At 71.0% G+C, this 25375-nt stretch carries 26 protein-coding genes; 17 read left to right on the top strand and 9 right to left on the bottom strand.

From position 1 onward, the window contains the following. The first annotated feature begins 28 nt into the window (after positions 1-28). Entirely contained in the window at positions 29-1045 is a 1017-nt protein-coding gene (locus ACGFYN_RS10545) for a hypothetical protein (protein WP_393865397.1), read from the top strand. 93 nt (positions 1046-1138) lie between these two features. Continuing rightward, positions 1139-1849, top strand: a complete 711-nt coding sequence (locus tag ACGFYN_RS10550) for a DUF2238 domain-containing protein (RefSeq protein ID WP_393865398.1) — start codon at positions 1139-1141, stop codon at positions 1847-1849. Here ACGFYN_RS10550 and ACGFYN_RS10555 read toward each other — a convergent pair. Further along, entirely contained in the window at positions 1770-2270 is a 501-nt protein-coding gene (locus ACGFYN_RS10555; RefSeq protein WP_393865399.1) for a DUF6328 family protein, read from the bottom strand. The two genes, ACGFYN_RS10550 and ACGFYN_RS10555, sit on opposite strands and share 80 nt — an antisense overlap. 162 nt (positions 2271-2432) lie before the next feature. Here ACGFYN_RS10555 and ACGFYN_RS10560 point away from each other — a divergent pair, with 162 nt between their 5' ends. Further along, positions 2433-2783: a hypothetical protein gene (locus tag ACGFYN_RS10560; protein ID WP_393865400.1), complete on the top strand. Its 351-nt coding sequence runs from the start codon at positions 2433-2435 to the stop codon at positions 2781-2783. A 13-nt stretch (positions 2784-2796) separates the two neighbouring features. On the opposite strand, the gene ACGFYN_RS10565 is transcribed toward ACGFYN_RS10560, so the two are convergent. Genes ACGFYN_RS10565 through ACGFYN_RS10575 form a run of 3 tightly spaced genes read right to left on the bottom strand, consistent with a single transcriptional unit; the run spans position 2797 to position 5882 of the window. Continuing rightward, positions 2797-3780 carry an aldo/keto reductase gene (locus tag ACGFYN_RS10565; RefSeq protein ID WP_393865401.1) on the bottom strand — a complete coding sequence of 328 codons (984 nt, stop codon included), beginning with the start codon at positions 3778-3780 and terminating at the stop codon, positions 2797-2799. Between the two features lie 12 nt (positions 3781-3792). Beyond that, positions 3793-4401: a TetR family transcriptional regulator gene (locus ACGFYN_RS10570; RefSeq protein WP_393865402.1), complete on the bottom strand. Its 609-nt coding sequence runs from the start codon at positions 4399-4401 to the stop codon at positions 3793-3795. Then, positions 4398-5882: an MFS transporter gene (locus tag ACGFYN_RS10575; protein ID WP_393865403.1), complete on the bottom strand. Its 1485-nt coding sequence runs from the start codon at positions 5880-5882 to the stop codon at positions 4398-4400. Before ACGFYN_RS10575 ends, ACGFYN_RS10570 begins: the two co-directional genes overlap by 4 nt. A 200-nt stretch (positions 5883-6082) precedes the next feature. Between ACGFYN_RS10575 and ACGFYN_RS10580 the strand changes: the two genes are divergently transcribed. Further along, complete coding sequence (locus tag ACGFYN_RS10580; RefSeq protein ID WP_393865404.1) at positions 6083-6535, top strand: SRPBCC family protein; 453 nt, start codon at positions 6083-6085, stop codon at positions 6533-6535. A 51-nt stretch (positions 6536-6586) separates the two neighbouring features. Here ACGFYN_RS10580 and ACGFYN_RS10585 read toward each other — a convergent pair whose 3' ends face one another. Further along, positions 6587-7303, bottom strand: coding sequence for a ribonuclease H (locus tag ACGFYN_RS10585; protein ID WP_393865405.1), 717 nt, complete (start codon positions 7301-7303; stop codon positions 6587-6589). Between the two features lie 31 nt (positions 7304-7334). Beyond that, positions 7335-8135, bottom strand: coding sequence for a VOC family protein (locus ACGFYN_RS10590; protein WP_393865406.1), 801 nt, complete (start codon positions 8133-8135; stop codon positions 7335-7337). A 186-nt stretch (positions 8136-8321) separates the two neighbouring features. On the opposite strand from ACGFYN_RS10590, the gene ACGFYN_RS10595 reads away from it, so the two are divergent. From ACGFYN_RS10595 to ACGFYN_RS10625, 7 genes are all read left to right on the top strand, one after another. After that, the gene (locus tag ACGFYN_RS10595; protein ID WP_393865802.1) at positions 8322-9329 is read left to right on the top strand and encodes a zinc-binding alcohol dehydrogenase family protein; all 1008 of its coding nucleotides are present in this window, start codon (positions 8322-8324) and stop codon (positions 9327-9329) included. A 307-nt stretch (positions 9330-9636) separates the two neighbouring features. Beyond that, on the top strand, positions 9637-11079 hold the full coding sequence (locus ACGFYN_RS10600; protein WP_393865407.1) for a family 2B encapsulin nanocompartment shell protein: 1443 nt from the start codon (positions 9637-9639) through the stop codon (positions 11077-11079). 14 nt (positions 11080-11093) lie between these two features. Beyond that, on the top strand, positions 11094-12143 hold the full coding sequence (locus tag ACGFYN_RS10605; RefSeq protein ID WP_393865408.1) for a family 2 encapsulin nanocompartment cargo protein terpene cyclase: 1050 nt from the start codon (positions 11094-11096) through the stop codon (positions 12141-12143). A gap of 48 nt (positions 12144-12191) precedes the next feature. Next, positions 12192-13070: a geranyl diphosphate 2-C-methyltransferase gene (locus tag ACGFYN_RS10610; protein WP_393865409.1), complete on the top strand. Its 879-nt coding sequence runs from the start codon at positions 12192-12194 to the stop codon at positions 13068-13070. A gap of 235 nt (positions 13071-13305) precedes the next feature. Beyond that, a complete protein-coding gene (locus ACGFYN_RS10615; RefSeq protein ID WP_393865410.1) occupies positions 13306-13980 on the top strand; it encodes a response regulator transcription factor in 675 nt (224 codons plus the stop codon). A gap of 29 nt (positions 13981-14009) precedes the next feature. Next, positions 14010-15683, top strand: a complete 1674-nt coding sequence (locus ACGFYN_RS10620; RefSeq protein WP_393865411.1) for an ATP-binding protein — start codon at positions 14010-14012, stop codon at positions 15681-15683. A gap of 68 nt (positions 15684-15751) precedes the next feature. After that, positions 15752-16663 carry an SGNH/GDSL hydrolase family protein gene (locus tag ACGFYN_RS10625; RefSeq protein ID WP_393865412.1) on the top strand — a complete coding sequence of 304 codons (912 nt, stop codon included), beginning with the start codon at positions 15752-15754 and terminating at the stop codon, positions 16661-16663. Here the strand turns inward: ACGFYN_RS10625 and ACGFYN_RS10630 are convergent. Further along, complete coding sequence (locus ACGFYN_RS10630) at positions 16626-17042, bottom strand: TetR family transcriptional regulator C-terminal domain-containing protein (protein WP_393865803.1); 417 nt, start codon at positions 17040-17042, stop codon at positions 16626-16628. The genes ACGFYN_RS10625 and ACGFYN_RS10630 overlap by 38 nt on opposite strands. Positions 17043-17180: 138 nt before the next feature. Here ACGFYN_RS10630 and ACGFYN_RS10635 point away from each other — a divergent pair, with 138 nt between their 5' ends. Then, on the top strand, positions 17181-19712 hold the full coding sequence (locus tag ACGFYN_RS10635; protein WP_393865413.1) for a beta-L-arabinofuranosidase domain-containing protein: 2532 nt from the start codon (positions 17181-17183) through the stop codon (positions 19710-19712). A 75-nt stretch (positions 19713-19787) separates the two neighbouring features. On the opposite strand, the gene ACGFYN_RS10640 is transcribed toward ACGFYN_RS10635, so the two are convergent. Next, positions 19788-20270, bottom strand: coding sequence for a VOC family protein (locus ACGFYN_RS10640; protein ID WP_393865414.1), 483 nt, complete (start codon positions 20268-20270; stop codon positions 19788-19790). Between the two features lie 124 nt (positions 20271-20394). Between ACGFYN_RS10640 and ACGFYN_RS10645 the strand changes: the two genes are divergently transcribed. From ACGFYN_RS10645 to ACGFYN_RS10655, 3 genes are all read left to right on the top strand, one after another. Beyond that, positions 20395-21621, top strand: a complete 1227-nt coding sequence (locus ACGFYN_RS10645; RefSeq protein ID WP_393865415.1) for an epoxide hydrolase family protein — start codon at positions 20395-20397, stop codon at positions 21619-21621. A gap of 138 nt (positions 21622-21759) precedes the next feature. Beyond that, complete coding sequence (locus tag ACGFYN_RS10650) at positions 21760-22398, top strand: ATP-dependent Clp protease proteolytic subunit (protein WP_393865416.1); 639 nt, start codon at positions 21760-21762, stop codon at positions 22396-22398. A 1-nt stretch (position 22399) separates the two neighbouring features. Then, entirely contained in the window at positions 22400-23002 is a 603-nt protein-coding gene (locus ACGFYN_RS10655; RefSeq protein WP_393865417.1) for a ClpP family protease, read from the top strand. Between the two features lie 21 nt (positions 23003-23023). On the opposite strand, the gene ACGFYN_RS10660 is transcribed toward ACGFYN_RS10655, so the two are convergent. Beyond that, positions 23024-23431, bottom strand: coding sequence for a helix-turn-helix domain-containing protein (locus tag ACGFYN_RS10660; RefSeq protein WP_393865418.1), 408 nt, complete (start codon positions 23429-23431; stop codon positions 23024-23026). A gap of 46 nt (positions 23432-23477) precedes the next feature. On the opposite strand from ACGFYN_RS10660, the gene ACGFYN_RS10665 reads away from it, so the two are divergent. Beyond that, a complete protein-coding gene (locus tag ACGFYN_RS10665; protein ID WP_393865804.1) occupies positions 23478-24299 on the top strand; it encodes a class I SAM-dependent methyltransferase in 822 nt (273 codons plus the stop codon). Between the two features lie 179 nt (positions 24300-24478). Then, complete coding sequence (locus ACGFYN_RS10670) at positions 24479-25366, top strand: RNA polymerase sigma factor SigF (RefSeq protein ID WP_393865805.1); 888 nt, start codon at positions 24479-24481, stop codon at positions 25364-25366. Positions 25367-25375 lie beyond the last annotated feature (9 nt).

Below are 25375 nucleotides of genomic sequence, written 5' to 3' on the forward strand. Positions count from 1 at the left end.
CAGTCCGACCAGCCCAGGAGAGTCGTCCGTGACCCTAGCGATCGTCCCGTCCGAGCCGTCCCCCGTCCCGTCGTCCGACCTGGTCGCGCGTGACGCACGCGAGTTCGGGGTCTACGCGCGGACCGGCGGATGGGCCTTCGGCCTGATGGTGGCGCGCAGCGTACGGCCCGGGGGCCAGGGCGCGGACGAGACGCCGAAGGTGTCGGCGAAGGAGTTCGCGGAGCTGGCCGGCTGCTCCCCCGAGCGCGTCATGCGCTACTACAAGGCCTGGGACCGCGCGGCCGACGACGGTCTCGTCCCGCAGTTCGAGGCGCTGGCGCCGGGCCAGGACGTGGAGCTGCCGGACGCCGACGTGTGGCTGAGCTACTACGTCTCCCGCAACAGCGCCACCTCCGAGCGCGGCACCGCGATCGCCGAGGCCGCCGAGGCGGAGGGCATCCGGCCGACGAAGGCGCTGGAGGTCGCCGAGAACCCCACCGCCCTGCGCGCCGCGATCCTCGCCGACCCCTCCACCGCCCGGGCGGCGCGCCAGGCGCTCCTGGACCGCGTCCGTGAAGACCCGGAACTCCAGTCGGAGTTGGCACGAGACGTCGTGCGCACCGACGACCTGAAGAAGGCCGTCGCCACCGAGAGCCGCGCGGCCGACCGGATCGGATACGTGCGCCAGATCGCCGAGTCGGGGCAGGTCAAGACCCCCGCCGGGCAGACCATCGAAGCGCCTGCGGACCTGCGCCAGGAGGCCGAGCGGCATCTGTCGCTCATCGACGAGCTCGACGAGGACGAGGACGCCGGCGAGTGGGCCGGCGAGGCCTACACCACCATGAAGTCGCTCGTCGCCGAGACGGTGGACGCCGATCCCGAACTGCGCGTCCAGGAGCGGCGGACGAAGTTCTACAGCAGCCTCCAGCGGGCGACGAAGGCGTTCGAGGAGCTGACCTTCGACGACGTGCAGGACTTCGCCGAGGACGACATGGTGCAGCAGCTGGAGGAGCTCCAGCACGCCATCGCCACCTGCCTCACCGCGCTGCGCGGCCCGCAGGACTGATCGTCGCGGTACCCGGGCGGGGCTGAGTAGCCGTACTCATGCCGCCGCCCACCCGCTCGGCCAGCATGGGGGCTCTCACGAGAAGGAGCCCCCATGACCGCTGTCGTGCATGCCGCCGCACCGCGCCGGCATCTGCCCGCCGTACTCGTCGCCGTCGTCGTCGCGGGCATGGCCGTCTCGGCCTGGGCTGCCCGCGACCGCACCACCTGGTTCCTGGAGACCGTGTGGGTCCTGGTCGGACTGCCGCTGGTGGTGCTCACCCGGCGACGCTTCCCGCTGACGGACCTGCTGTGCTGCCTGCTGGCCGCGCATGCGCTCGTCCTGGCGGTGGGCGGCCACTACACCTACGCACAGGTGCCCCTCGGCGACTGGGTGCGCGACACCTTCGGCCTGTCCCGCAACCCCTACGACCGCTTCGGCCACCTCATGCAGGGCTTCGTCCCGGCGGTCCTGGTACGGGAGCTGCTCAGCCGCACCTCCCCGCTGCGCGGCAGCCGCTGGCTGGCGCCGCTGACCGTGTGCGCATGCCTCGCCTTCAGCGCCGTCTTCGAGATGCTGGAGTGGCTGTCCGCGGTGGTCGGCGGGCATTCCGCGGACGCGTTCCTGGCCACTCAGGGCGATGTGTGGGACACCCAGTGGGACATGCTCTGCGCGCTGATCGGCGCCACGGTCTCCGTGCTCGTGCTCTCCCGCCTGCACGATCGCCGGCTCGACGCGCTGGGCATCACTCCGTCGTATGACGGCGCCGGGCCCACAGCGGGACGACGTACCAGCACAGCGCGTACCACGCGACCACTGCCGTGACGATCCAGGGCACCACGCCGTTGTGGGTCGCGACCCGCAGGATCAGCACCAGCGAGGAGGTCATGGTGGCGAGGAGGAGCGCCAGGCCGACGAAGGTCATCCGGGAAGCCAGCTCGACGGCCTCCGCCTTGACCCGCCGCCCGGACACCAGGCGGTGCAGCGAGACGGGCCCGATGAGGGCGCCGGTCGTCGCGGCACCGAGGACGACCGTCACGATGTAAATGGTCTTGTCCGTCTGCGGCAGCGAATCGTACTTCTGCTGGAACACCACGGTGAGCAGGAAGCCGAACAGGATCTGCACCCCGGTCTGGGCGACCCTGACCTCCTGGATCAGTTCGCCCCACTTCCGGTCGGCTCTCTCCTCCTCGGTCTCGTGCCGCCCCCACTCGTTGATCTCTCCACCGCTTTTCGTGGCCGGCACGGTTCCTCCCGGCTCGCCTCGACCTGACACCTTCCCTGACCGTGTTCCCCGTTCACGCCGGATTGAGCGGGCCATGCTCGAACGGGCCGCTGTTTGGGCGACGGGCGGGGGGTTACACGGAGCGGCATGGTGTACGACGATCATCCGAGGAGTCAGACGGACATGCCCGGCACCGAGCTCACGGTCACCGTCAGCGGCGGCACGGTCGCCGACGCACGTGCGGTCGTGCAGGTCCTGGAGCCCGCCTTCGGCAGCCCCCAGGAGGACCTTCCGGCCGGTGACGACGTCACGGTCCACACGGCTCGGTTCGCACACGATCCGGCGCACGCGCCGTCCGGGTCCGGGCACTCCGTGGCGGGCCGGCTGTCCGGCGCGGTGACGCTGACCGTGCAGGGGTCGCCCCAGGCGGTGGCGACGGCGCGCGAGACGCTCACCCATGCCTTCACCACGCAGGACCAGGGCTCGGTCTCCGGCGACCAGGAGCAGGAGTGGCAGCTGCTCCTGGAGCCGTGAGCGGGCCGCTCGGTTACCAGCGGGCCTCGACCTGGTCCTTGACGCGGCGGTCGTAGAGGTCGCGGATCGCGGTGTGGGTGCCGTCGCCGAGCCCCGGAAGCCGGGCGGCGTCCGTGTTGGCGCGGGCCTGCTCGGGCGAGCGGGCGCCGGGGATCACGGTGGTCACGCCGGGCTGCTCGACGATCCAGCGCAGGGCGAGCTGGGCCGGCGTGTACCCCTCGGGCGCGAGGGCCGAGAACTCGGCGGCCGCCTCGACTCCCGTCGCGTAGTCCACGCCGGCGAAGGTCTCGCCGACGTCGAAGGCCTCGCCGTGCCGGTTGAAGTTGCGGTGGTCGTTGTCGGCGAAGACGGTGTCCTTGGTGTACTTGCCCGTCAGCAGGCCGGAGGCGAGCGGGACGCGGGCGATGATGCCGACGCCGGCCTCCCGCGCGGCGGGGAGCACTTCGCGCAGCGGCTTCATGCGGAACGGGTTGAGGATGATCTGCACGCTCGCCACGTTCGGCCGCGCGATCGCGGCCAGCGCCTCCGCGCAGGTCTCCACGCTCACCCCGTACGCCGCGACCCGCTCCTCCTCCACCAGGGTGTCCAGGGCGTCGAAGACCGCGTCCGTGGAGTAGACGGCGGTGGGCGGGCAGTGCAGCTGCACGAGGTCGATGCGGTCGACGCCGAGGTTGCGGCGGGAACGGTCGTTCCAGGCGCGGAAGTTGTCGAGGACGTAGTTCTCCGCGATCTGCTCGACCCGGCGGCCCATCTTGGTGGCGACCAGCACATGCAGGTCGGGGCGTCCGGCGAGGAAGGCGGCGATGCTCTGCTCGCTGCGCCCGTCGCCGTAGACGTCGGCGGTGTCGAAGAAGGTCACCCCCGCCTCGGCCGCGGCCTCCAGGACCGACAGGGCTTCCTTGTCGTCGACGTCCCCCCAGTCCGCGCCCAGCTGCCAGGTACCGAGACCGATGACGGATGCGTGCTGATCAGACCTACCGAAAGTGCGCTCGTCCATGGCGTCAGTCTTTCATCCGCCGTCGGCCGGGGTGAGATGCGCCTGCACCGCGGGCGCGTACCGGTCCACGACGTCCTCCGGCGCGGCGCCCCGCACATGGGTGCTGCGGGCGATGCCGAACATCACCCCGAGGCCGAGCAGGCCCGCGACGGCCAGCTCCGCGCGCAGGCCCGCGTCGGGGCCCTCCAGACGTGCGGTGAGGCGTTCGGTCACCTGAGTGCGGAAGTTGGCGCGCAGGATGTCGCCCTGGGCACCGTGCAGAGGCGCGAACACGATGCGCAGAAGCGGGTCGGCGCCCTGGCGCGTCTGGCTGACCAGCACGTGCCGGACCATGTGCCGGCCGAGCTCGTCCAGTGGGGCGTCGAGCAGCGCGTCGGCGTCGGCCTCGAAGGACATGACGCGGGCGAAGAGGGCGTCCTTGTTGCCGAAGTACTTCAGGATCAACGGCGCGCTGACACCGGCGCGTTCGGCCACCGCCTTGAGCGTGATGTCGCCGTGCGCGTGCCGGGCCAGCAGATGGCGGGCGGCCTTGAGAATGGCCGCCTTCGTCGCCTCGGCGTCACGGCGGCCGGGGGCGGAGGTGGAGGTGGACGCGGTGGGAGGAGTGCTCACGGCACTCATGCTCCCTCCAGCGCCTCGTCGCGGTGCTCGCGGATGCGGCCGCGGGCCCGGCGTGTCGCGCCTGTCCCGTGGTCGCCGGGGATGCTCAGGGCTGCCGCGCTCGCGGCCAGGGCGACCGCGCAGGCCATCCCGAAGGCGAGCAGATAGCCGTGCAGGGTGGGCACGAGGGCGCCGCCGACCGGGCTGGTGTGGTGGACGAGGACCGCGGCCACGGCGGCACTGGAGGTGGCCTGGCCGATCGTCCGCATCAGGACGTTGACGCCGTTGGCGGAGGCGGTCTGCTCGGCCGGGACGGCGCGCAGGATCAGGGTCGGCAGCGCCGAGTAGGCGAGGGTGGTGCCGGTCGACACCACCGTCGCGCCCAGGATGATCATCCAGAGGTCGCGGCTGTCGGCGATGCGCACGACGTAGCCGCAGGCGATGACGGCGGCTCCGAGGGCGAGCGTGATGCGGGGGCCGCGGGACGCGGAGATACGGGCCGACAGGGGCGAGAAGAGCAGCATGGTGACGCCGCCCGGGAGCAGGCAGAGGCCGGTCTCCACGATCGACAGTCCGAGGCCGTAGCCGGTGGCCTTCGGCGCCTGCACCAGCTGGGCGGTCACCAGGGAGTTGGCGTAGAAGGCGAATCCGGTGAGCAGGGCCGCCACGTGGGAGAGGCCGACCCGGGGCCGGGAGACGAGGCGCAGGTCCACGAGGGGCTTCGCGGTGCGCAGTTGCTGCCACCACCACAGACCGAGGATCACGACGGTGGCCGCGAACAGGCCGAGGACCCGTGCGCTCCCCCAGCCCCACTGGCCGCCCTGGGACACGCCGAGCAGGAGGCACACCAGCCCGGCGGCCAGGCCCAGCGCGCCGAGCACGTCGAACCGGCCGGGCTCGCGCACGGGCGACTCCTTGACCGCCCACCACACCGCGGAGACGCCGAGCGCGCCGAGGGCGCTGGTCAGCCAGAACATGGTGTGCCAGTCGTAGTACTGCACGACCAGCGCGGCCAGGGGCAGGCCGAGCGCGGCGCCGATGCCGACGGTGGAGCTCATCAGCGCCACCGCGGAACCCCGGCGCTCGGGGGGCAGTTCGTCGCGCAGGATGCTGATCGACAGCGGCACCACGGAGGCGGCGGCGCCCTGCAGGGCACGGGCCGTGATGAGGACGGTGATGTCGGACGACAGCGCGCACATCACCGAGCCGATGGTCATCAGGACGAGCGCCGAGGTCAGTACCCTGCGCTTGCCGTACATGTCGCCGGCCCGGCCGAGGACCGGGGTGAGTACGGCGCCCGAGAGCAGGGTGGCCGTGACCGTCCAGGAGACCGCACCCGGGGACGCTCCCGTCAGCCGCGGCAGGTCCGGCAGCAGCGGCACGACCACGGTCTGCATGACGGCCATGAGGATGCCGCCGAACGCCAGCACCGGAATCGTGAGCCGGTCGCGCAGGGGCGCCGCCGCCTCGGTGGTGCGGGGTCTCGGTCCTGGCTGATCCATCGGCGCTCCAGCGGTGCACGCAGAAAAGGTGAATTGCCATTCACCTTACTCAGTGAATACCCATTCACCCAATTCGTTCACCACTGGCCCGCGTGATCGCCGGCAGGGGCCCGGACGGCCGGAACGCACCGGTTTGCCCTACAGGCCGTGGGTACCCGCGACCGACGCAACCGACGTATGGACGAAGGAGTGGTTCACCCGTGTCGCAGGTCGAGGAATCCATCGAGGTCGACGTTCCGGTGCACACCGCCTACAACCAGTGGACGCAGTTCGAGTCGTTCCCCGAGTTCATGGACGGCGTCGACCGCATAGAACAGCGCACCGAGACGCTCACCCACTGGGTGACGAGCGTGAACGGCGTGCACCGGGAGTTCGACGCGGAGATCACGGAGCAGATCCCGGACGAGCGGGTCGCCTGGACGACGATCGCGGGCGAGGCCCGGCAGGGCGGAGCGGTGACGTTCCACCGCCTGGACGACAGCCACACCAAGGTCATGCTGCAGATGGACTTCCAGCCCGACAGCATCACCGAGAAGGTCGGCGACAAGCTGGGGTTCGTGAAGCGCCAGACCAAGGGTGACCTGAAGCGCTTCAAGAAGTTCATCGAGGAGCGCGGTCACGCCACCGGCGAATGGCGCGGCGCGATCACCTGACCATGCACGTGGGCGTACGGCGGAGGTCCAGGTGCTGGGGCGCGGGAGGCGCTAGCCTGCGGCCTCCGTCGTACGGCATTCCGGGTGTCCCCAGCCCTGGGCGTTCTTGGCGATGGGCTCGCCGGCGCCGTAGGAGCGGCCGCACAGGCAGCGGCCGGGGAACTTCGCCTTGATGGTCCGGGACGAGGAGCCTGCGCCCTGCCGGGACGCCGCGGCCTTGCGGCGCGCGCCGGCCGCCTTCACGGCGCCCGACTTCGGGGTGTCCTCGGAGGCGGGCGGTTCGGCCGATCCGAGGGCGCTGCCCGCGGGCTCCTGGATCTTCGCGGCCTGGCTGGCGGCCCGGTCGGCGAAGTCGTTGAGCCGGTCGCCGTCGACCTGGTGGGCGGGCACATAGCGGAAGTCGACCGAGCGGCCGTCGAGCAGGGCGTCGATGCGCACGACGAGTTCCTGGTTGGCGACCGGCTTGCCGGCGGAGGTCTTCCAGCCGTTGCGCTTCCAGCCGGGCAGCCAGGTGGTGACCGCCTTCATGGCGTACTGCGAGTCCATCCGGACCTCGAGCGGGACGCTCGGGTCGGTCGCCGTCAACAGCCGCTCCAGCGCGGTGAGTTCGGCGACGTTGTTGGTGGCCTTGCCGAGCGGCCCCGCCTCCCAGCGGGCCGGGGTCTCCGTCTCGTCGGCGACGACCCAGGCCCATGCCGCCGGACCGGGGTTTCCCTTGGAAGCCCCGTCGCACGCGGCCACAACACGTTCACGCATGCGCCCGATCATGCCATGGCCCGGCGGACCACTCGGCCCGGGTTCAGGAGACGTCGGTGGTCTGCGGCATCTCCCCGGCCGTCGTCGTGATGTCGATGACCGAGAAGTTGGCGCCCTGCGGGTCGCTGAGCGCCGCGAACCGGCCGAAGGGGCTGTCCATCGGCCCGAACCGCAGCACACCGCCGAGCTTGGTCGCCCGGGCGACCGCGTCGTCGCAGTCGGGGACGGTGAAGTAGACGTTGATGTAGGGCGGCACCTCGGGCGGGAAGTCCTCCGTCATCTGCATCCTGCCGAGCACCGTGTTCCCGCCGAGGTCGAACATGCGGAAATTGATCGCGTCGTCCTGCAACTGCTTGGCGTCGTAGCCGAAGACCGACGTGAAGAAGCCGTCGGACTTGGCCGGTTCGCGGGTGAAGACCTCCGCCCAGCAGTACGCCCCGGGCTGCTGCGGCTGCGCCTCGAACCCTTCGTGGGTCCCGCCCTGCCACACGCCGAAGACGACGCCGCTGGGGTCGCGGCCCAGGCACATCGTGCCGAAGTCGCCGACCTGCATCGGCTCCATCAGCACCTCGCCGCCGTTGTCACGGATCTTGGCCGCGGTGGCGGCGGCGTCCGGGGACGCGAAGTACAGACACCACTGCGACTGGCCCTCCTGCCCGGACATCGGCGGTACGACGGCGGCCGCCGCCCTGCCGTCCGCGTAGGCCTGGGTGTAGTTGCCGTACTCCGACGACGACTCGCCGAAGGTCCAGCCCAGGACGTCGCCGTAGAAGGTCTTGGCTCCCTCGACGTCGCCGAACATCGCGTCCGCCCAGCAGGGGGTTCCCTCAGGTTGTACGGCCATGACTCGGCCCTCTCCCGAATAGGTGGAATCTGGTCCGCTTCCTCACGCTAGCCATCCCGCCGCCGAAGCGCGCGCCGGACGCCGGGGTCCGTTCCAGACTGGGATGAGGGCGCCCGGAGCACGGGATACGGGCCCCCACGGCGCGGGAAACGGACGGCGACGGGACGGGCGATGACGGACGGGACCATGCGGGCGTGGTCGGTTCAGGTACCTGGGCCGGTCGAGAAGGGCGGGCTCCGGTTCGTGGAGAAGCCGGTTCCGCGGCCCGCGGACGACGAACTGCTCGTGCACGTGCGCGCGTGCGGGGTGTGCCGCACCGATCTGCATGTCACCGAGGGCGACCTCCCGGTGCACCGGACCGGTGTGACGCCGGGGCACGAGGTGGTGGGCGTGGTGGCCGGGTCGGGGTCCCGGGTGCGGGGCTTCGAGACCGGTGAACGGGTCGGGGTGGCGTGGCTGCGGAGCACGGACGGCACGTGCGCGTACTGCTCACGCGGGGCCGAGAACCTCTGCCCGTCCTCGCGGTACACCGGCTGGGACGCCGACGGTGGTTACGCGGAGTACACGACCGTCCCCGCCGGATTCGCGCACCGGCTGCCCGGCTCCCTGGACGACGTGGCGCTCGCACCGCTGCTGTGCGCCGGGATCATCGGACACCGCGCGCTGCGTCGGGCGGCGCTGCCGCCGCGCGGTCGGCTCGGCCTGTACGGGTTCGGGGGCAGCGCGCACCTGTGCGCCCAGGTGGCCCTGGCCGAGGGCGCCACGGTGCACGTCCTCACCCGCGGGGCGGCGGCCCAGCGGCTGGCGCTCGACCTGGGCGCGGCCTCGGCACGGGACGCGTACGCGATGCCGCCCGAGCCGCTGGACAGCGCGATCCTGTTCGCGCCGGTCGGCGATCTGGTGCCGGTCGCGCTGCGCGCCCTCGACCGCGGCGGGACGCTCGCGGTGGCCGGCATCCACCTCAGCGACACGCCGCCGCTGCACTACGAGACCGAGCTCTTCCACGAGAAGCAGATCCGCAGCGTCACCTCCAACACCCGTACGGACGCGCGGGAGTTCCTGGCCCTGGCGGCCCGGCACGGCGTGCACGCCACGACGCACGCCTATCCCCTGTCGCGGGCCGACGAGGCGCTGCGGGATCTCAAGGCCGGCCGCTTCGACGGAGCCGCGGTCCTGGTGAACGACATGTCCTGAGCGCGCCGGAGGACCGGAGGGGAGCGCGCGCCGCGCGATGCCTCTGGGACGGTCGTGCGCCCTGTACGCCGGAGTGGAGAGGGGAGATCACCGGCGTGCGATCACGTCGTCGACGCTCCGCTGCCTCACCGGCGGAGTTTGCGCCTCCGGGCCGTGAAGCCGCCCCCCTCGCGCCGTACCGCGTCGCGATCACAACTGTTTGGCTTTTACATGCGGTTCGTACCCGTCGGCCGCCACGAAGCCGCCTTCCTCTCCGACCACTCCGTTCACCCCTGTACCTCGCCATGTGCATCCCCAGGGAGGGAATGTGTCCGCCCCCGAAAGCGCCTCCGGCCCCGCCACCGAGGAACCCGTCCCCGAACCGGACGGTCAGGCGCAGCTCACCAGTCTCAGCACCCAGGCGGCGCGCCAGCTCACCACGACGACCAAGTCCGAACCGCAGATGCAGGCCATCAGCTCGCGCTGGCTGCTGCGGGCCCTGCCCTGGGTGGACGTCAAGGGCGGCACCTACCGGGTCAACCGGCGGCTGCAACTGCGCATCGGGCGCGGGCGCGTGCAGTTCGAGCAGAACGGCGCCGACGACATCAAGGTCATCCCGGAGACGCTCACCGAACTGCCGGTGCTGCGCGGCTACTCCGAGACCGACGTCCTCAAGGAGATCGCCACCCGCTTCCGGGTGCGCGAGGTGCGGGCCGGGCAGGTGCTGTTCGAGGCCGGGCAGCCGGTCACCGAGGCGTATCTCGTCGTGCACGGCAGGTTCACCCGCTACGCCGCCGGAAAGTACGGCGAGGAGGAGATCATCGGGGTCGTCGCCGACGGCGACCAGATGGGCGACGAGGCCATCGGGCAGTCCGACCCGCTGTGGCTGAGCTCGGTGCGCGCGGAGACGGCCGGCGTGGTGCTGGTGCTGCCCTGGGACGTGGTGCGGGAGTTCACCGAACGGGTGCCGTCGCTCGCCGCGCACCTGACGGCGTTCGCGGAGCGGCAGAAGCTGCCGATGAACCGCAAGGGCGAGGCCGACGTGCCCGTGCAGGCCGGCCATGTCGGCGAGCACACGCTGGACGGCGGCTTCGTGAACTACGAACTCGCCCCGCGCGAATACGAGTTGTCCCTCACCCAGACCGTGCTGCGGGTGCACACCCGGGTCGCCGACCTCTACAACGACCCGATGAACCAGACCGAGCAGCAACTGCGCCTGACCATCGAGGAGATCCGCGAGCGCCAGGAGTGGGAGCTGGTCAACAACCGGGAGTTCGGGCTGCTGGCCAACGTCGACCACGGTCAGCGCGTCAGCACCTTCACCGGTCCGCCCACCCCGGACGACATGGACGAACTGCTCGCCATGCGCCGTAGGACCAAGGTCTTCCTCGCCCATCCCAAGGCGATCGCCGCGTTCTTCCGGCAGTGCAACCGGCGCGGTCTGGTGCCGGGCACGGCCACCGTCGAGGGGCACGAGATCCCGGCCTGGCGCGGGGTCCCGATCTTCCCCTGCAACAAGATCCCGATCAGCCCTCAGCACACCAGCAGCATCATCGCCCTGCGCACCGGGGAGAGCGACCAGGGAGTGATCGGCCTGTATCAGACGGGCATCCCGGAGGAGTACCAACCGGGCCTGAACGTGCGGTTCATGGGCATCGACACCGCCGCGATCATCCGCTACCTGGTGACCGCCTACTACTCACTGGCCATCCTCGTGCCGGACGCCGCGGGGATCCTGGAGAACGTCCAGCTCGGCCGGACGGCCGATTGAGGGTGGAGCACGCGATGAGTACGCCCGCTTCCTCGGCCTCGCTGCCGGGGCCGCCCGACCTGGCCCGCACCGTGCGCGCACGCCGCACCGGGGCGATCCCCGGTCTCAGACACCGGCCCGTGGCCCCCGCGGACCCGGCCAAGGTCGAGGAGGTCGACCACAGGCTGGAGGCCTGGGCCCACGGCCTCGACCTGTTCCCGAAGGCATGGTCGGGGGACTTCTCGGGCTTCCAGTTCGGCCGGGCCGTCGTACTGCAGCATCCCGCGGCGGCCGACCTGGAGCGGCTGACCGCCGCGGGCAAGCTCCTGCTGGCCGAGAACCTGGTCGACAGCTGCTACTGCGAGGAGGACGAGGGCAGGGGCGGTGCCCGCAGCGGCCTCGGCGGGCGCCTGGTCCTGGCCCAGTCGGCGCTCGACCCCTTCCACGGCACTCCGGCGCTGCAGGAGCAGTGGGCGCAGGGTGTGCAGGCCGACGGTCCGCTGCGCTCGTACCACTGGGCGCTCAAGGACTACGCCGCCGTCGCCACGCCCAGCCAGACCGACCGCTTCGTGCACGACATCGCCCGGCTGCACCTCGGCTATCTCGCCGAGGCGGCCTGGGCGGAGATCCGTCATGTGCCGCAGGTGTGGGAGTACCTGGTGATGCGGCAGTTCAACAACTTCCGCCCCTGTCTGTCGATCGTCGACGCCGTGGACGGCTACGAACTGCCCGAACCGGTCTACGCCCGCCCGGAGATTCAGCGCATCACCGCCCTCGCCTGCAACGCCACCACCATCGTCAACGACCTGTACTCCTTCACCAAGGAGCTGGCGAGCGACCCCACCCACCTCAACCTGCCGCAGGTCGTCGCCGCCAACGAGCGGTGCGGGCTGAAGGCCGCGTATCTGAAATCCGTCGACATCCACAACGAGGTCATGGAGGCGTTCGAGGAGGAGTCCGCCCTCCTGTCCGCCACCTCACCGCTCGTGGAGCGCTACGCCCAGGGCCTGTCCGACTGGGTGGCCGGCAACCACGAGTGGCACGCCACCAACACCCATCGTTACTCCCTGCCCAACTACTGGTAATACCCGCACTGCTGACGCTCTGTCAGACGCACTACAAGGAGTCTTCTGTTGACCATCGCCCCCGACGCCGACATCACGACGGCACCGGTGCCGACCCAGTCCAGGTACCAGAACCGCGTCGCCGACTACTGGAACGCCGAGGAGAATCCGGTCAACCTCGAGCTGGGCAAGCTCGACGACCTCTACCACCACCACTACGGCATCGGCGACGCCGACCGCTCCGTGCTCGACGAGGCCGACCCCGTACGGCGGCGGGAGCGGATCACCACCGAACTGCACCGCCTGGAACACGAACAGGCCGAGCTCCTGGCCGGCCAACTCGGTCCGCTCTCCCCCGCCGACCGCGTCTTCGACGCCGGCTGCGGGCGCGGCGGCGGCAGCGTCGTGGCCCATCTGCGCCACGGCTGTCAGGCGGACGGCGTGACCATCTCGGCCAAGCAGGCCGCGTTCGCCAACGAGCAGGCCCGCAAGCGGGGCATCGACGGCAAGGTGCGCTACCACCACCGCAACATGCTCGACACCGGCTTCGAGACCGGCGCCTACGCCGCCTCGTGGAACAACGAGTCGACCATGTACGTCGAGCTGGAGCTGCTGTTCGCCGAGCACGCCCGGCTGCTGCGCCGCGGCGGACGCTATGCGGTGATCACCGGCTGCTACAACGACGCCTACGGCCGGGCCTCCCGCGAGGTGTCGCTCATCAACGCCCACTACATCTGCGACATCCATCCGCGCTCGGAGTACTTCCGGGCGATGGCCCGCAACCGCCTCGTCCCCGTCCACGTGCAGGACCTCACCGCCGAGGCCATTCCCTACTGGGAGCTGCGCCGGCAGGCCGACCATCTGGTCACGGGCATCGAGGACACGTTCCTCACGGCGTACAAGAACGGCAGCTTCCAGTATCTGCTGATCGTCGCCGACCGGATCTGATCCGTCGCCGGCACACCCGGGGCGCATGTGCGCCCAGGTGAAGCGCGTTCCGGCACGGGCTTGTGCGATGTATGTGGCATCCCCGCATCGCACGAGCCCGCGCCGGAACTCCCCCGGGCGGCTCCCCCTTGAACCGTGGGCATTTACTGTTCTACCTTCGCCACATGGTCGGGACATCAACGCCCGCTCACCAGGTGCACAACAGGCGAGCGGCAGATGGGCCGGGTGATGCGGAATGCGTCCGCACCTCGCTCTGATCGAGGACGACCCCGACTTCGCACTGATGTGCCGTTCCTATCTCGAGCGCGCGGGTTTCACGGTCACCTGGGCCATGGACGCGCGCGCCGGAAAAGCCGCCCTGTACGAGGGCGGCGTCGACCTCGCCGTCCTCGATCTCGGGCTGCCGGACGGCAGCGGCCTGGAGCTGCTGCGGGCGCTGCGGTCCACGAGCCGGCTGCCGGTCATCGTCGTCACGGGTCGCGGCGCGGAGGCCGACCGGGTGGCGGGCCTGGAGATCGGCGCGGACGACTACCTGGTCAAGCCGTTCTCGCAGCGGGAGCTGGTGGCCCGCATCCACGCCGTGCTGCGCCGCTCCCAGCCGCCGGAGATGCCGAGCGTGCTCCAGGCGGGTGCGCTGCGCATCGACTCGGCGGCCCGTCAGGCGTCCGTCGGCGGCGCCCCGCTCACGCTGCGCCCCAAGGAGTACGCGCTGCTGGAGATGCTGGCCGCCGCGCCGGGCCGGGTGTTCTCGGCCGAGCAGCTGCTGGAGCGGATCTGGGGCTTCTCCTGGCAGCACCCGGCGACCGTCGTGGAGCACGTGTACCGGCTGCGCGGCAAGCTCGCGGAGTCGTCCGGGCAGGCCCCGCAGATCACCACGGTCCGCGGCTACGGCTACCGCCTCGATCCCTGAGTGACCGCCTCGGACGCGGAGGTCCGCCCATGCCCGACGCCCCGGACTTCCGGAGCCTGTTCGACGCGACGCTCTCCCCGCTGCTCATCCTCGACCCCGATTTCACGATCGTCGAGGTCAACCGCGCCTATCTGACGGCCACCCGCACGGACCGGAGCATCGTCGGCCGCCTCATCTTCGACGCGTTCCCCGACAACCCGGACGACCCCTCGGCCGACGGCGTCGCCAATCTGCGCCGTTCGCTGGAGACGGTGGCGGCGAGCGGCCGTACCGACACGATGGCCCTGCAGCGCTACGACATCCCGAGCGGCGAGGAGGGCGGCTTCACCGAGCGGTACTGGAGCCCGGTCAACACGCCGGTCCTCGGCGACGACGGGCGGGTGCGGTACATCATCCACCGGGTGGAGGACGTCACGGACTTCGTGCGTCAGCGCCGGGCCGGGCGGGAGCAGCAGCGGGCTGCGGCCGAGGCGCAGATGCGGGCCGAGGGCATGGAGATCGACCTGTTCGTACGGGCACGGGAGATCCGCGAGGTGAACGAGCAGCTCAGCCGGGCCAACGCCGAACTCGCGGCGGCGGGGCGCAGGTTGCGGGAGGAGCAGCAGGCCAAGGACCGGTTCATCGCCACGCTCTCGCACGAGCTGCGCAACCCCCTCGCCGCGGCGACCGCGGCCACCGAGCTGCTTGCCCTCGACATGCCGCAGGGCCATCCGGCGCTGTCCGTCCTGGAGCGGCAGCTGGGCATCCTGGCGCGGATGAGCAACGACCTGCTGGACGGCACCCGAGCGGTGACCGGACGGCTGGAACTGGTGCGGGACCCGGTCGACCTGCGCTCCGTCGTGCACGGCGCGTGTGCCGACATCAGGGGCCTGTTCGGGCACGAGGGCCGCACGCTCGGCGTCGTGCTGCCGGCCGAGCCGGTGCTGGTGGACGGCGACCGGCTGCGGCTCGCCCAGGTCCTGACGAACCTGCTGTCGAACGCCCTCAAGTACACCCGGCCGGGCGGCCACACGGAGGTGGGGCTGACGGCCGCGGACGGCCGGGCGCGGCTGACGGTGCGGGACGACGGCATCGGCTTCGAGCCGGCGCGGGCCGAGGAGCTGTTCGGGGTGTTCATGCGGGCGGCTCCGGCCGGCCCGGAGACCCCCGAGGGCCTGGGTCTGGGCCTGGCGGTGGCGCGGACGATGGTGGAGCTGCACGGCGGCCTGATCAGCGCGCACAGCGACGGGCCGGGCAAGGGCGCGGACTTCACGGTGCTGCTGCACACGACCGGCTCCGCGAGCCCCCGGCACCCCCGCCCGCCGGCCATTTCGACTCCGCCCCGCCGGCTGGGTCTGCTGATCGTCGAGGACAACGCCGACCTGGCCGAGACCTACCGCACGCTCCTGGCACGCCAGGGCCATGACGTCACGGCGGTGCACACGGGCCACGACGCCCTCGCCGCCACCGAGGCCCGCGCCTTCGACGTCGTGCTGTGCGACCTGGGTCTGCCGGACATCGACGGGTACGCGGTGGCGCGCGCGATCCGCGCCCGGCCGGAGGGTGACACGCCGCGGCTGATCGCGGTGTCGGGGTTCAGCCAGGGCACCGACCGCGCCCTTTCCCGGGCGGCCGGGTTCGACGCCCATCTGGCCAAACCGCTGCCCCTGACGGACTTGCTGGAGCTCCTGGAGCGGCTGGACGTCCTGAACTCACGTCTGTGACTTCCGCGTTGAGCCCGTCTGTGCTTGCCTGGTGAGCCGTTTTCGGTCGCCGGTGCAGGAGTCGCCGTATGCGGAAGCCGTGGATCGTGGGGTCGCTGCTGAGCGGAGTGCTGCTGCTGGGCGCTTGCAGCGACCCGTCGGGGCCGGAGGCGGCGCCGCCCTCTCCCGCGCCGCCGCAGGTGTCCGCCACGACGACCCATCAGCGGGCCCCAGCCTCCCCGAGCGGGCCGGCCGTGAGGCCCCGGGTGCTGTATCTCGGGGACTCCCTCGCGATGGAGGCCCAGAACGTCCTCGGCCGGCAGCTCCGCACGGACCTGGCGGCGACGTACACGAGCGCCCCGTACTCGGGAACCACGCTGTGCGACTACCTGGAAGGCACCGGGAAGCGTTCCCTCGTGCCGGACGCGGACAAGGCGGCGGCCCTGGTGCGCGCCCGGCATCCCGACTACGTGGTGCTGCAGTTCTGGGGCAACGCGTGGGGCTACACGTGGTGCATGGACGGGATCACCTACGCCGCCTCGCAGCAGAGGTACTTCACGCGCTACCGCGCCGACCTGCGCCGGCTCACGGAGCAGATCGCCGACGCGGGCGGCAGCCGGCGCCCGAAGATCGTGTGGGTGCTCCAGGGACCGGACCCGATCACGCCCGACCGGGTCCGGCGGGTGAACGGGATGTACGAGCAACAGGCCGCCGCCTCGGGCGACATCGTCTCCGACGCGGGTGCCACGGTGAGCCCGGCCGGGGCCCGCTACACCTGGGCCCAGGACCTGCCGTGCACCGCCTACGAGCATCAGCACGACGGCTACTGCACCGAGCCGGGCCGCGACCGCACCGCACTCCACTACGGCAAGGACTACCTGCACTTCTGCCTGGCGCCGACCACCCCCACGCCGAGGCCGTGCCCGGCGCGCTCCCCCGGCATCCTGCGGATCGCCCGCGCGATCACGCAGACGATCGCGGAACGAGTTCGCGCTCGATGAGCCTGTTGAGGTGACGGCGGGCTTCCTCGGTGCTCAACGGGTGCGCCTGGCGCAGCCGTTGCAGGGCCAGTCCGTCGGCGAGGGCGGCGAAGCGCACCGTGAAGCCGTCGAGGTCGCGGGAGGCGAACTCCCCGTCGGCGACGCCCCGTTCGGCCAGGTCGTGGATCTGCCGGTGCCAGGCCTGGTACCGCTGGGCCTGGCCGCGGGCGAAGGCCTCCCGGCGGCGGCCACGTCGCGCACGCCGACCGATGTGTGGCCGGGCTCGGCGATCAGCGGGACGGCCGCCTCGACGATGAGACGCCGGCGCACCACGGTGGGCTGCCGGGTCCGGTCGGCGGCGGCGACGGCGCGGGCCCCGCGCGGTCTGCCGCCCCTCCAGGCGCTGTTGACATCACACGGCGGACGCCTAGCGTGTCCTGCGCACAGCATGTCGCACAACATTCGGCATTTCGAACAGGATTGGGCGGGCGGAGGGACACCGCCGCCTCAGCTCTCCGACATGCGAAGGATTTTGGTCATGACCCCACCCCTCGGCAGACGCCAGTTCCTCGCGGTCACCGGCACCGCCTCGGCGGCCCTCGCCCTCACCGGCCCGGGGCCGGCGTACGCCGCCGCCGGAACCGCCCCGTCCGCCACGCCCCGGGTACAGCCGTTCCCGCTCACCGCGGTGACCTTGCTGGACAGTCCGTTCCGGGACAACCAGCGACGCAACTCGGCCTATCTGCGCTTCGTCGACCTCGACCGGCTGCTGCACACCTTCCGCACCAACGTCGGGCTGCCCAGCGACGCCCAGCCGTGCGGCGGCTGGGAGGGACCGGACGTCGAGCTGCGCGGCCACTCCACCGGCCATCTGCTCTCCGGACTCGCCCTCGCTCACGCCAACACCGGCGAGACGGCGCTGCGCGACAAGGGCCGCACGCTCGTGGCCGAACTCGCCAAGTGCCAGGCCGCCTCACCGGCCGCGGGCTTCGACAAGGGCTATCTGTCCGCCTATCCGGAGAGTTTCTTCGACCGGCTGGAGGCCGGGACCGGGGTGTGGGCGCCGTACTACACGATCCACAAGATCATGGCCGGACTGGTCGAGCAGTACCGGCTGTCCGGGAACGACCAGGCCCTGGACGTGGTGCTCCAGCAGGCGCAGTGGGTCGACGCGCGCACCTCGACGCTGTCGTACGAGCAGATGCAGCGGGTGCTGGAGACCGAGTTCGGCGGGATGAACGACGTGCTCGCCGATCTCCACGCCCTCACCGGTGACACCCGGTGGCTGGACGTCGCGGAGCGCTTCACGCACGCCCGGGTCTTCGACCCGCTGGCCCGGGGCGAGGACCGGCTCGCCGGTCTGCACGCCAACACGCAGATCCCGAAGATGGTGGGCGCGCTGCGGCTGTGGGAGGAAGGCCTGCCCGAGCGCTACCGCACGATCGCCGCGAACTTCTGGCAGATCGTCACCGGCCACCACTCGTACGTCATCGGCGGCAACAGCAACGGCGAGGCCTTCCACGAACCGGACGTCGTGGCGGGCCAGTTGTCCGACAGCACCTGCGAGAACTGCAACAGCTACAACATGCTGAAGCTGACCCGGCTGCTGCACTTCCACACGCCCGAGCGCACCGAGTTGCTCGACCACTACGAGCGCACCCTGTTCAACCAGATGCTGGGCGAGCAGGACCCGGACTCCGCGCACGGCTTCAACATCTACTACACCGGATTGGCACCGGGCTCCTTCAAACGCCAGCCGTCCTTCATGGGCACGGACCCGAACGCCTACTCCACCGACTACGACAACTTCTCCTGCGACCACGGCACGGGCATGGAGACGCACGCCAAGTTCGCCGACACGATCTACACGCACGGCGACCGCGATCTCCTGGTCAACCTCTTCGTCCCCTCGCAGGTCGTCTGGCGCGAGCGGGGCATCACCTGGCGGCAGACCACCGGCTTCCCCGACGCCTCCACCACGACGCTGACGGTGACCGCCGGGCGCGCCGCCCACCGTCTGCGGATCCGCATCCCCTCCTGGGCCTCGGGCGCCCGCGCCACCCTCAACGGCCGTGCCCTGCCCGACCGTCCCGCTCCGGGCAGCCGGCTCACCCTCGACCGCAACTGGCGCACCGGCGACCGGATCGAGGTCTCCCTGCCGATGCGCACCGTCGTCGAGGCGACCCCCGACGACCCCGACGTCCAGGCGGTGCTGCACGGCCCGGTGGTGCTCGCGGGCGCCTACGGCGACCGGGCGAACCCCTGGCTGCCCCGCCTCGACGCCGGCTCCGTCGAGCAGCAGTCCGCCGCCCCGCTGCGCTTCACCGCCCGCGCCGACGGCGAGGAAGTGACCCTGCTCCCCATCGCCCGCGTCCACCACCAGCACTACTCGGTGTACTGGCTCACCGGCGAACCCCCTCCCCTACCCCCGGAGTTCGCCGCCTGGCACCGCTTCGACGAGACGTCCGGCACCGTCGCCGCGGACGCGACCGGCAACGGCAGGAATGCCCAACTGGGCGGCGGCGCCTCGTGGTCGGCGTCCGGGAAACTCGGCGCAGCGGTGGCACTGGACGGGACGGACGGCCATGTCGCCCTCGCAGAGGACCTGTTGGCCGGAGCCTCCGCCTACTCCCTCACCGCATGGGTACGCCTGGACGGCAGGCCGGGCGCCTGGAGCCGGATCTTCGACCTCGGCACCGGCGTCACCGCCAACCTGTTCCTGACCCCGCTCAGCGGCGACGGCACGCTGCGGTACGCGATCACCGCGGGCGGCGCGGGCGCAGAACAGCGCATCGACGCCGACCCGTTGCCCACCGACCGCTGGGTGCACGTGGCGGTGACCTACGGCGGCGGGACCGCCGTCCTCTACGTCGACGGCGCCGAGGCGGGCCGCAACGCGAACGTCACCGTGGAGCCGCGTCACTTCGGCAACCACATCCGCGCCGGGTACGTCGGCAGGTCGCAGTACGCCGACCCGTATCTCAAGGGCTCGGTCGACGACTTCAGGGTGTACGGCAAGGCGCTGAGCGCCGCCGAGGTGGCGGCGCTGGCTCAGGCGTCCTCCGCCTAACACGCGGGCGGACACGGCCGGTCCGCCCGCCACACGGAGGCGGACCGGCCGTTACACCGGTGCGGGGGCAGGGCGTCACTCGCCCGCGTACGCCTTCTCCAGGGTCGCGATGTCGAGCTTGCCCATGGACAGCATCGCCTGCATCGCGCGCGACGACTTCGCCGTGTCGGGGTCGCTGATCATCTCGTCCAGCAGCTCGGGGATGACCTGCCAGGACACGCCGTAGCGGTCCTTGAGCCAGCCGCAGGGGCCGGGCTCGCCGCCGCCCTCGGTGAGCTTGGTCCAGTAGTAGTCGATCTCCTCCTGGTTCTGGCAGAACATCTGGAAGGAGATCGCCTCGGTGAACTTGAACTGGGGGCCGCCGTTCAGGGCGACGAACTTGTGGCCGTTGACCGTGAACTCGACGGTCAGCACCGTGCCGGCCGGCTGCATGGCGCCCTCGGTGTAGTGGGACACCCTGCCGATGCTGGAGTTCTTGAAGACCGAGACGTAGTAGTGGGCGGCTTCCTCGGCCTGTCCGTCGAACCAGAGGCACGTGGTGAATCCGTCGGTGGTCATGTGTTCTCCTCCTGGGGGCGCGGAACGCGGTCACCTGTACCGACTGATCCTTGCCGCGGAACTCATCGGTGGGACGTCTGATTAATCCGGATGGCCCTGGCGCTACCGGAACTACGCTCCGTACATGACGTCTTCGCCTGCCGGTACGGCAGAGAACGCAGAGCCCTCCGCCGGCATCCGGCCCTTCCGCCTCGACATCCCGCAGAGCACCCTCGACGATCTCCAGCACCGCCTCGACCGCACCCGCCTGCCCGACGAACTGCCCGGCACGGGGTGGTCGTACGGCGTGCCCGGCGACTACCTGCGTGAGCTCGTCACGTACTGGCGTCACTCCTACGACTGGCGGGCCGCCGAGGCGGAGCTCAACCGGCTGCCGCAGTTCACCACCACCATCGACGGCTCGAACATCCACTTCGCCCACATCCGCTCCCCCGAGCCAGACGCCACCCCGCTGATCATCACGCACGGCTGGCCCGGCTCGATCGTGGAGTTCCTGGACGTGACCGGGCCGCTCACCCACCCCGCGGCACACGGCGGCGACCCGGCCGACGCCTTCCACCTCGTCGTACCGAGCATCCCCGGGTTCGGGCTGTCCGGGCCGCCCGCGGACACCGGCTGGGAGGCGGGCAGGGTCGCCGACGCCTGGGCCGAGCTGATGCGGCGGCTCGGCTACGAGCGGTTCGGGGCGCAGGGCGGCGACTGGGGCGCCGCGATCTCCCGCGAACTCGGGCGGGCGCATCCCGACCGGGTGATCGGCGTACATCTCAATCTGCTGCCGGGCGGGCAGCAGCTCACCGAGCCGACGCCGGAGGAGCTGGACGAGCTCGGCACGGAGGAGCAGGAGCGGGCACTGCTGTCGTGGCGGCGCTGGAGCGAGTGGTCGCGGGAGGGCACCGGCTACGCGATCCTGCAGTCCACCCGCCCGCAGACCCTGGCGTACGCGCTGGCCGACTCGCCCGTCGGCCAACTCGCCTGGATCGTCGAGAAGTTCCAGGAGTGGACGGACTCGCAGCTGCTGCCCGAGGAGGCCGTCGACCGGGACCGGATGCTCACCAACGTGATGCTGTACTGGCTGACCGGGACGGCCGGTTCCGCCGCCCGCATCTACTACGAGCGAGCGCACGCCACGGGCCGCCAGGCCCTGCCCACCGAGCCCTCCGCCGCACCCACCGCGCTCGCCGTCTTCCCGGCCGAGCCGCAGCTCCCGCTGCGGCACAAGGCGGAGCGGACCGAGAACCTGGTGCGGTGGACGGAGTTCGACCGCGGCGGGCACTTCGCGGCGATGGAGGAGCCGGACCTGCTGGTCGGCGACGTGCGGGCGTTCTTCCGGCAACTGCGCAAGAAGGACTGACACCGGATCCGCGCGGGGCCGACGGCGGGGCTCTGCCCGTGGCGAATCTGCCGCGGGCAGAGAAACCGCATCGGCGGGCGCGGGCGGGCCAAGAGTGGAGTCGACGGCAACACCGCCCGACGCTCGACAGGAGAGACCATGACCCCACTCACCGCCTTCTCGCCCCGCGCGGAGGAGGGCGACACCGCGCCCAGCCGGTTCGACGACCATCTCGCGGCCCAACTCCTCGGCCAGCGCATCGTGTTCCTCGGCACCCAGGTCGACGAGGTGTCCGCGAACCGGGTCTGCGCACAGCTGCTCCTGCTGTCCGCCGAGGACCCGCGCACCGACATCAGCCTGTACGTCAACAGCCCCGGCGGTTCGGTGCACGCGGGCCTGGCGATCTACGACACGATGCGGCTGATCCCGAACGACGTCTCGACCCTCGCGATGGGCTTCGCCGCGAGCATGGGCCAGTTCCTGCTGAGCGTCGGCGCGGCGGGCAAGCGGTACGCGCTGCCGAATGCCCGGATCATGATGCACCAGCCGTCGGCGGGGATCGGCGGCACCACCGCGGACATCGAGATCCAGGCCGAGAACCTGGAGCACACCAAGCGGACCATCGAGCGGATCACCGCCGATCACACCGGCCAGAGCCCGGAGACCATCTCACGCGACGGCGACCGCGACCGCTGGTTCACGGCCGAGGAGGCCGTGGAGTACGGCATGGTGGACCGGGTCGTGGATTCCCTCGCGGACGTCCGCCCGACCGCCACGAAGCGACGGATGGGGCTCTGACATGGGGAACTACACGATTCCGTACGTCACGGAGCGGACCGCGCACGGCGAGCGCTCGGCGGACGTCTTCAGCCGGCTGCTGTCCGAGCGGATCATCTTCCTCGGCACCGAGATCGACGACGGCGTCGCCAACGTCGTCATCGCGCAACTCCTCCATCTGGAGTCGGCGGCTCCCGAGAGCGAGATCGCGATCTACATCAACTCCCCCGGTGGATCGTTCACTTCACTGATGGCGATCTACGACACGATGGCGTTCGTGCAGGCGCCGATCTCGACGTTCTGCGTCGGCCAGGCGGCCTCCACGGCGGCCGTGCTGCTGGCCGGCGGCGATCCGGGACGGCGGTTCGTGCTGGAGCACGCACGCGTGCTGCTCGGGCAGCCGGCCAGCGGCGGCCGGCAGGGGACGGTCTCCGATCTCGCCCTCCAGGCCAAGGAGATGGTCCGGATCCGCTCCCAGGTCGAGGAGGTGCTCGCCCGCCACACCCACCACGACATCGCGACCCTGCGCGCGGACATGGACCGCGACAAGGTCTTCACGGCGCAGGAGGCGGTGACGTACGGCCTGGCGGACGAGGTGGTGAGCCGCCGTCTGGTAACGGTCTGAGACGCCGGCTCCAAAGGCCCGTCAGGCCACCAGGCACAGTCCGTTGTTCCGCGAAGTAGAGCTGGTCCGGCTGTGGTTGGGGCGGTGGCTGCGGCTGCTGATCCGGACGAGTTCGCCCTGGACCTGGGACAGCAGGTCGCCCAGGCCGAGGCCCAGGGCGTGGGCGGCGGCCGCGAGGACCTCCGACGAGGCCTCCTTGCGGCCCCGCTCCACCTCGGAGAGGTACGGCATGGAGATGCGGGCCTCGTCCGCCACGTCCTTCAAGGTGCGTTCCTGGGCGAGGCGTTCGCGCCGCAGGACGTCGCCGACCAGGTCGCGCCAGAGGGGCTCTCTGGGCGGCCGGTGCTCAGGAGGAGAGGCGACGGGGCGCGCACCCTGCGAGGGGCGCAGCTCGATGACTCGGGCTTCGTTCGGCGCTTGGCTGCTCACCTGTCCAGCCTAAATTCCGTCGCCCCGATGGGAAGAGATCGGCATTCTGCCCTGGGTGGAATCGCGAAGGGCGGAGGATGCGGTGACGGCGTTGCGGGAGACGTTCAACGAGGATGCCGAGCGGTACGACCGGGCACGTCCGCGGTACCCCCGTGCCCTGGTCGGCGAGCTGGCCCGCGCGGCCGGACTCGGTCCGGACAGCCGCGTCCTGGAGATCGGGCCTGGCACCGGCCAGCTCACCCTTGCGCTGGCGGAGTGGGGCTGCCGCATCACCGCGGTCGAGCTGGGTGACGCGATGGCGGGCGTGGCCCGGCGGCGGCTGGCAGCCTTCCCGCGCGTGGACGTGCGGGTGGCGGAGTTCGAGAGCTGGGACCTGCCCGCCGAGCCGTTCGACCTGGTGGTGAGCGCCACCGCATTCCACTGGGTCGACCCGGCCGTACGGCTGGTCAAGGCGGCACGTGCACTGCGCCCCGGCGGGCATCTCGCCCTCGTCCTCACGGAGCATGTCGCGGGCGGCAGCGTGGAGTTCTTCGCGCGGGCCCAGCGCTGCTACGAGCGCTGGGATCCGGACACACCACCGGGCCTGCGTCTGCGGCCGGCGTCCGAGATCCCGTCGGGCACCGGGGAGCTGGAGGACTCCCCGTTCTTCGAACACGTCGTGGCGACCCGGCACACCCAGGACATCCCCTACACCACCGACCAGTACATCGACGTCCTGCTCACCTACTCGGGCCACCGCGCACTGGACGAGAGGTCCCGGCGAGGCCTGCTGAGCTGCCTGCGCGAGCTGATCGACTCACGGCACGGCGGGAGCATCACCAAGCGCTATCTCCACGAACTGATCGTGGCCGAACGTATCCAAGAGTGACTTTTCGGTGACCGCAGGTGACCAACAACCGCCCCCGTCGTTCGATTTGAGCCGACGGGGCCTCCGAGGGCATGCTTCGGCGGTTGCCGGGTACCCGCTCCACGAAGCATCAGACGCAGAAACACTCGATGTGGACAGATGCGGACAGATGTTGACACCGTGACTTCGTGGGAGAGGGAATGGACACCGCCGTGGAACGGTCGGACGCCAAGGTGGTCGTGGGGGCCGCCAGGACCAGCACGGGTGATGGACCACTGCCGGGGATCGAAGAACCGAGGGCCGTGGCGCCGCGTGACGCGCGGGCACTGTCCCGGCAGTTCTTCCAGCGCCTGAGTGAACTCGAAGAGGGCACACACGAGTACCAGTACGCGCGCAACACCCTGATCGAGATGAACATGTCGCTGGTGCGGTTCGCCGCCGGACGCTTCCGGGGGCGCGGCGACGACATGGAGGACGTCGTCCAGACGGGGATGATCGGCCTGATCAAGGCGATCGACCGGTTCGAGTTGTCCCGCGAGGTCGAGTTCACCTCGTTCGCGCTCCCGTACATCGTCGGCGAGATGAAGCGCTTCTTCCGTGACACCACCTGGGCCGTGCACGTGCCGCGGCGGCTTCAGGAGCTGCGGGTCGAACTGGCCAAGGCGCGCGAGGAGCTGGCCAGCCGGCTGGACCGCGACCCCACGGTCCCCGAACTCGCCACCTTGATGAACATCCCGGAGAACGAGGTCGTCGAGGCACAGATCGCCTCCAACGGCTACAACTCGTCCTCTCTGGACGCCGCGCTCACCGGCGACGGCCCCGAGAACGGCGAGGCGGTGCTCGCCGACTTCATCGGCGTGGAGGAGGACGGGCTGCGGCTCGTCGAGGACTTCCAGTCGCTCGCCCCGCTCATGGCGGAACTCGACGACCGGGACCGGCAGATCATCCACATGCGGTTCGTGGAGGAGGCCACGCAGGCGGAGATCGGCGAACATCTCGGCTGCTCGCAGATGCATGTGTCGCGGCTGATCAAGCGGATCATCACGCGACTGCGCGAGGGGATGCTGGGCGAACTCGGTTGCGCCTGAGGGCGGCAC

This window comes from Streptomyces sp. NPDC048419 (genome assembly GCF_043200415.1).
Lineage (GTDB): Bacteria > Actinomycetota > Actinomycetes > Streptomycetales > Streptomycetaceae > Streptomyces.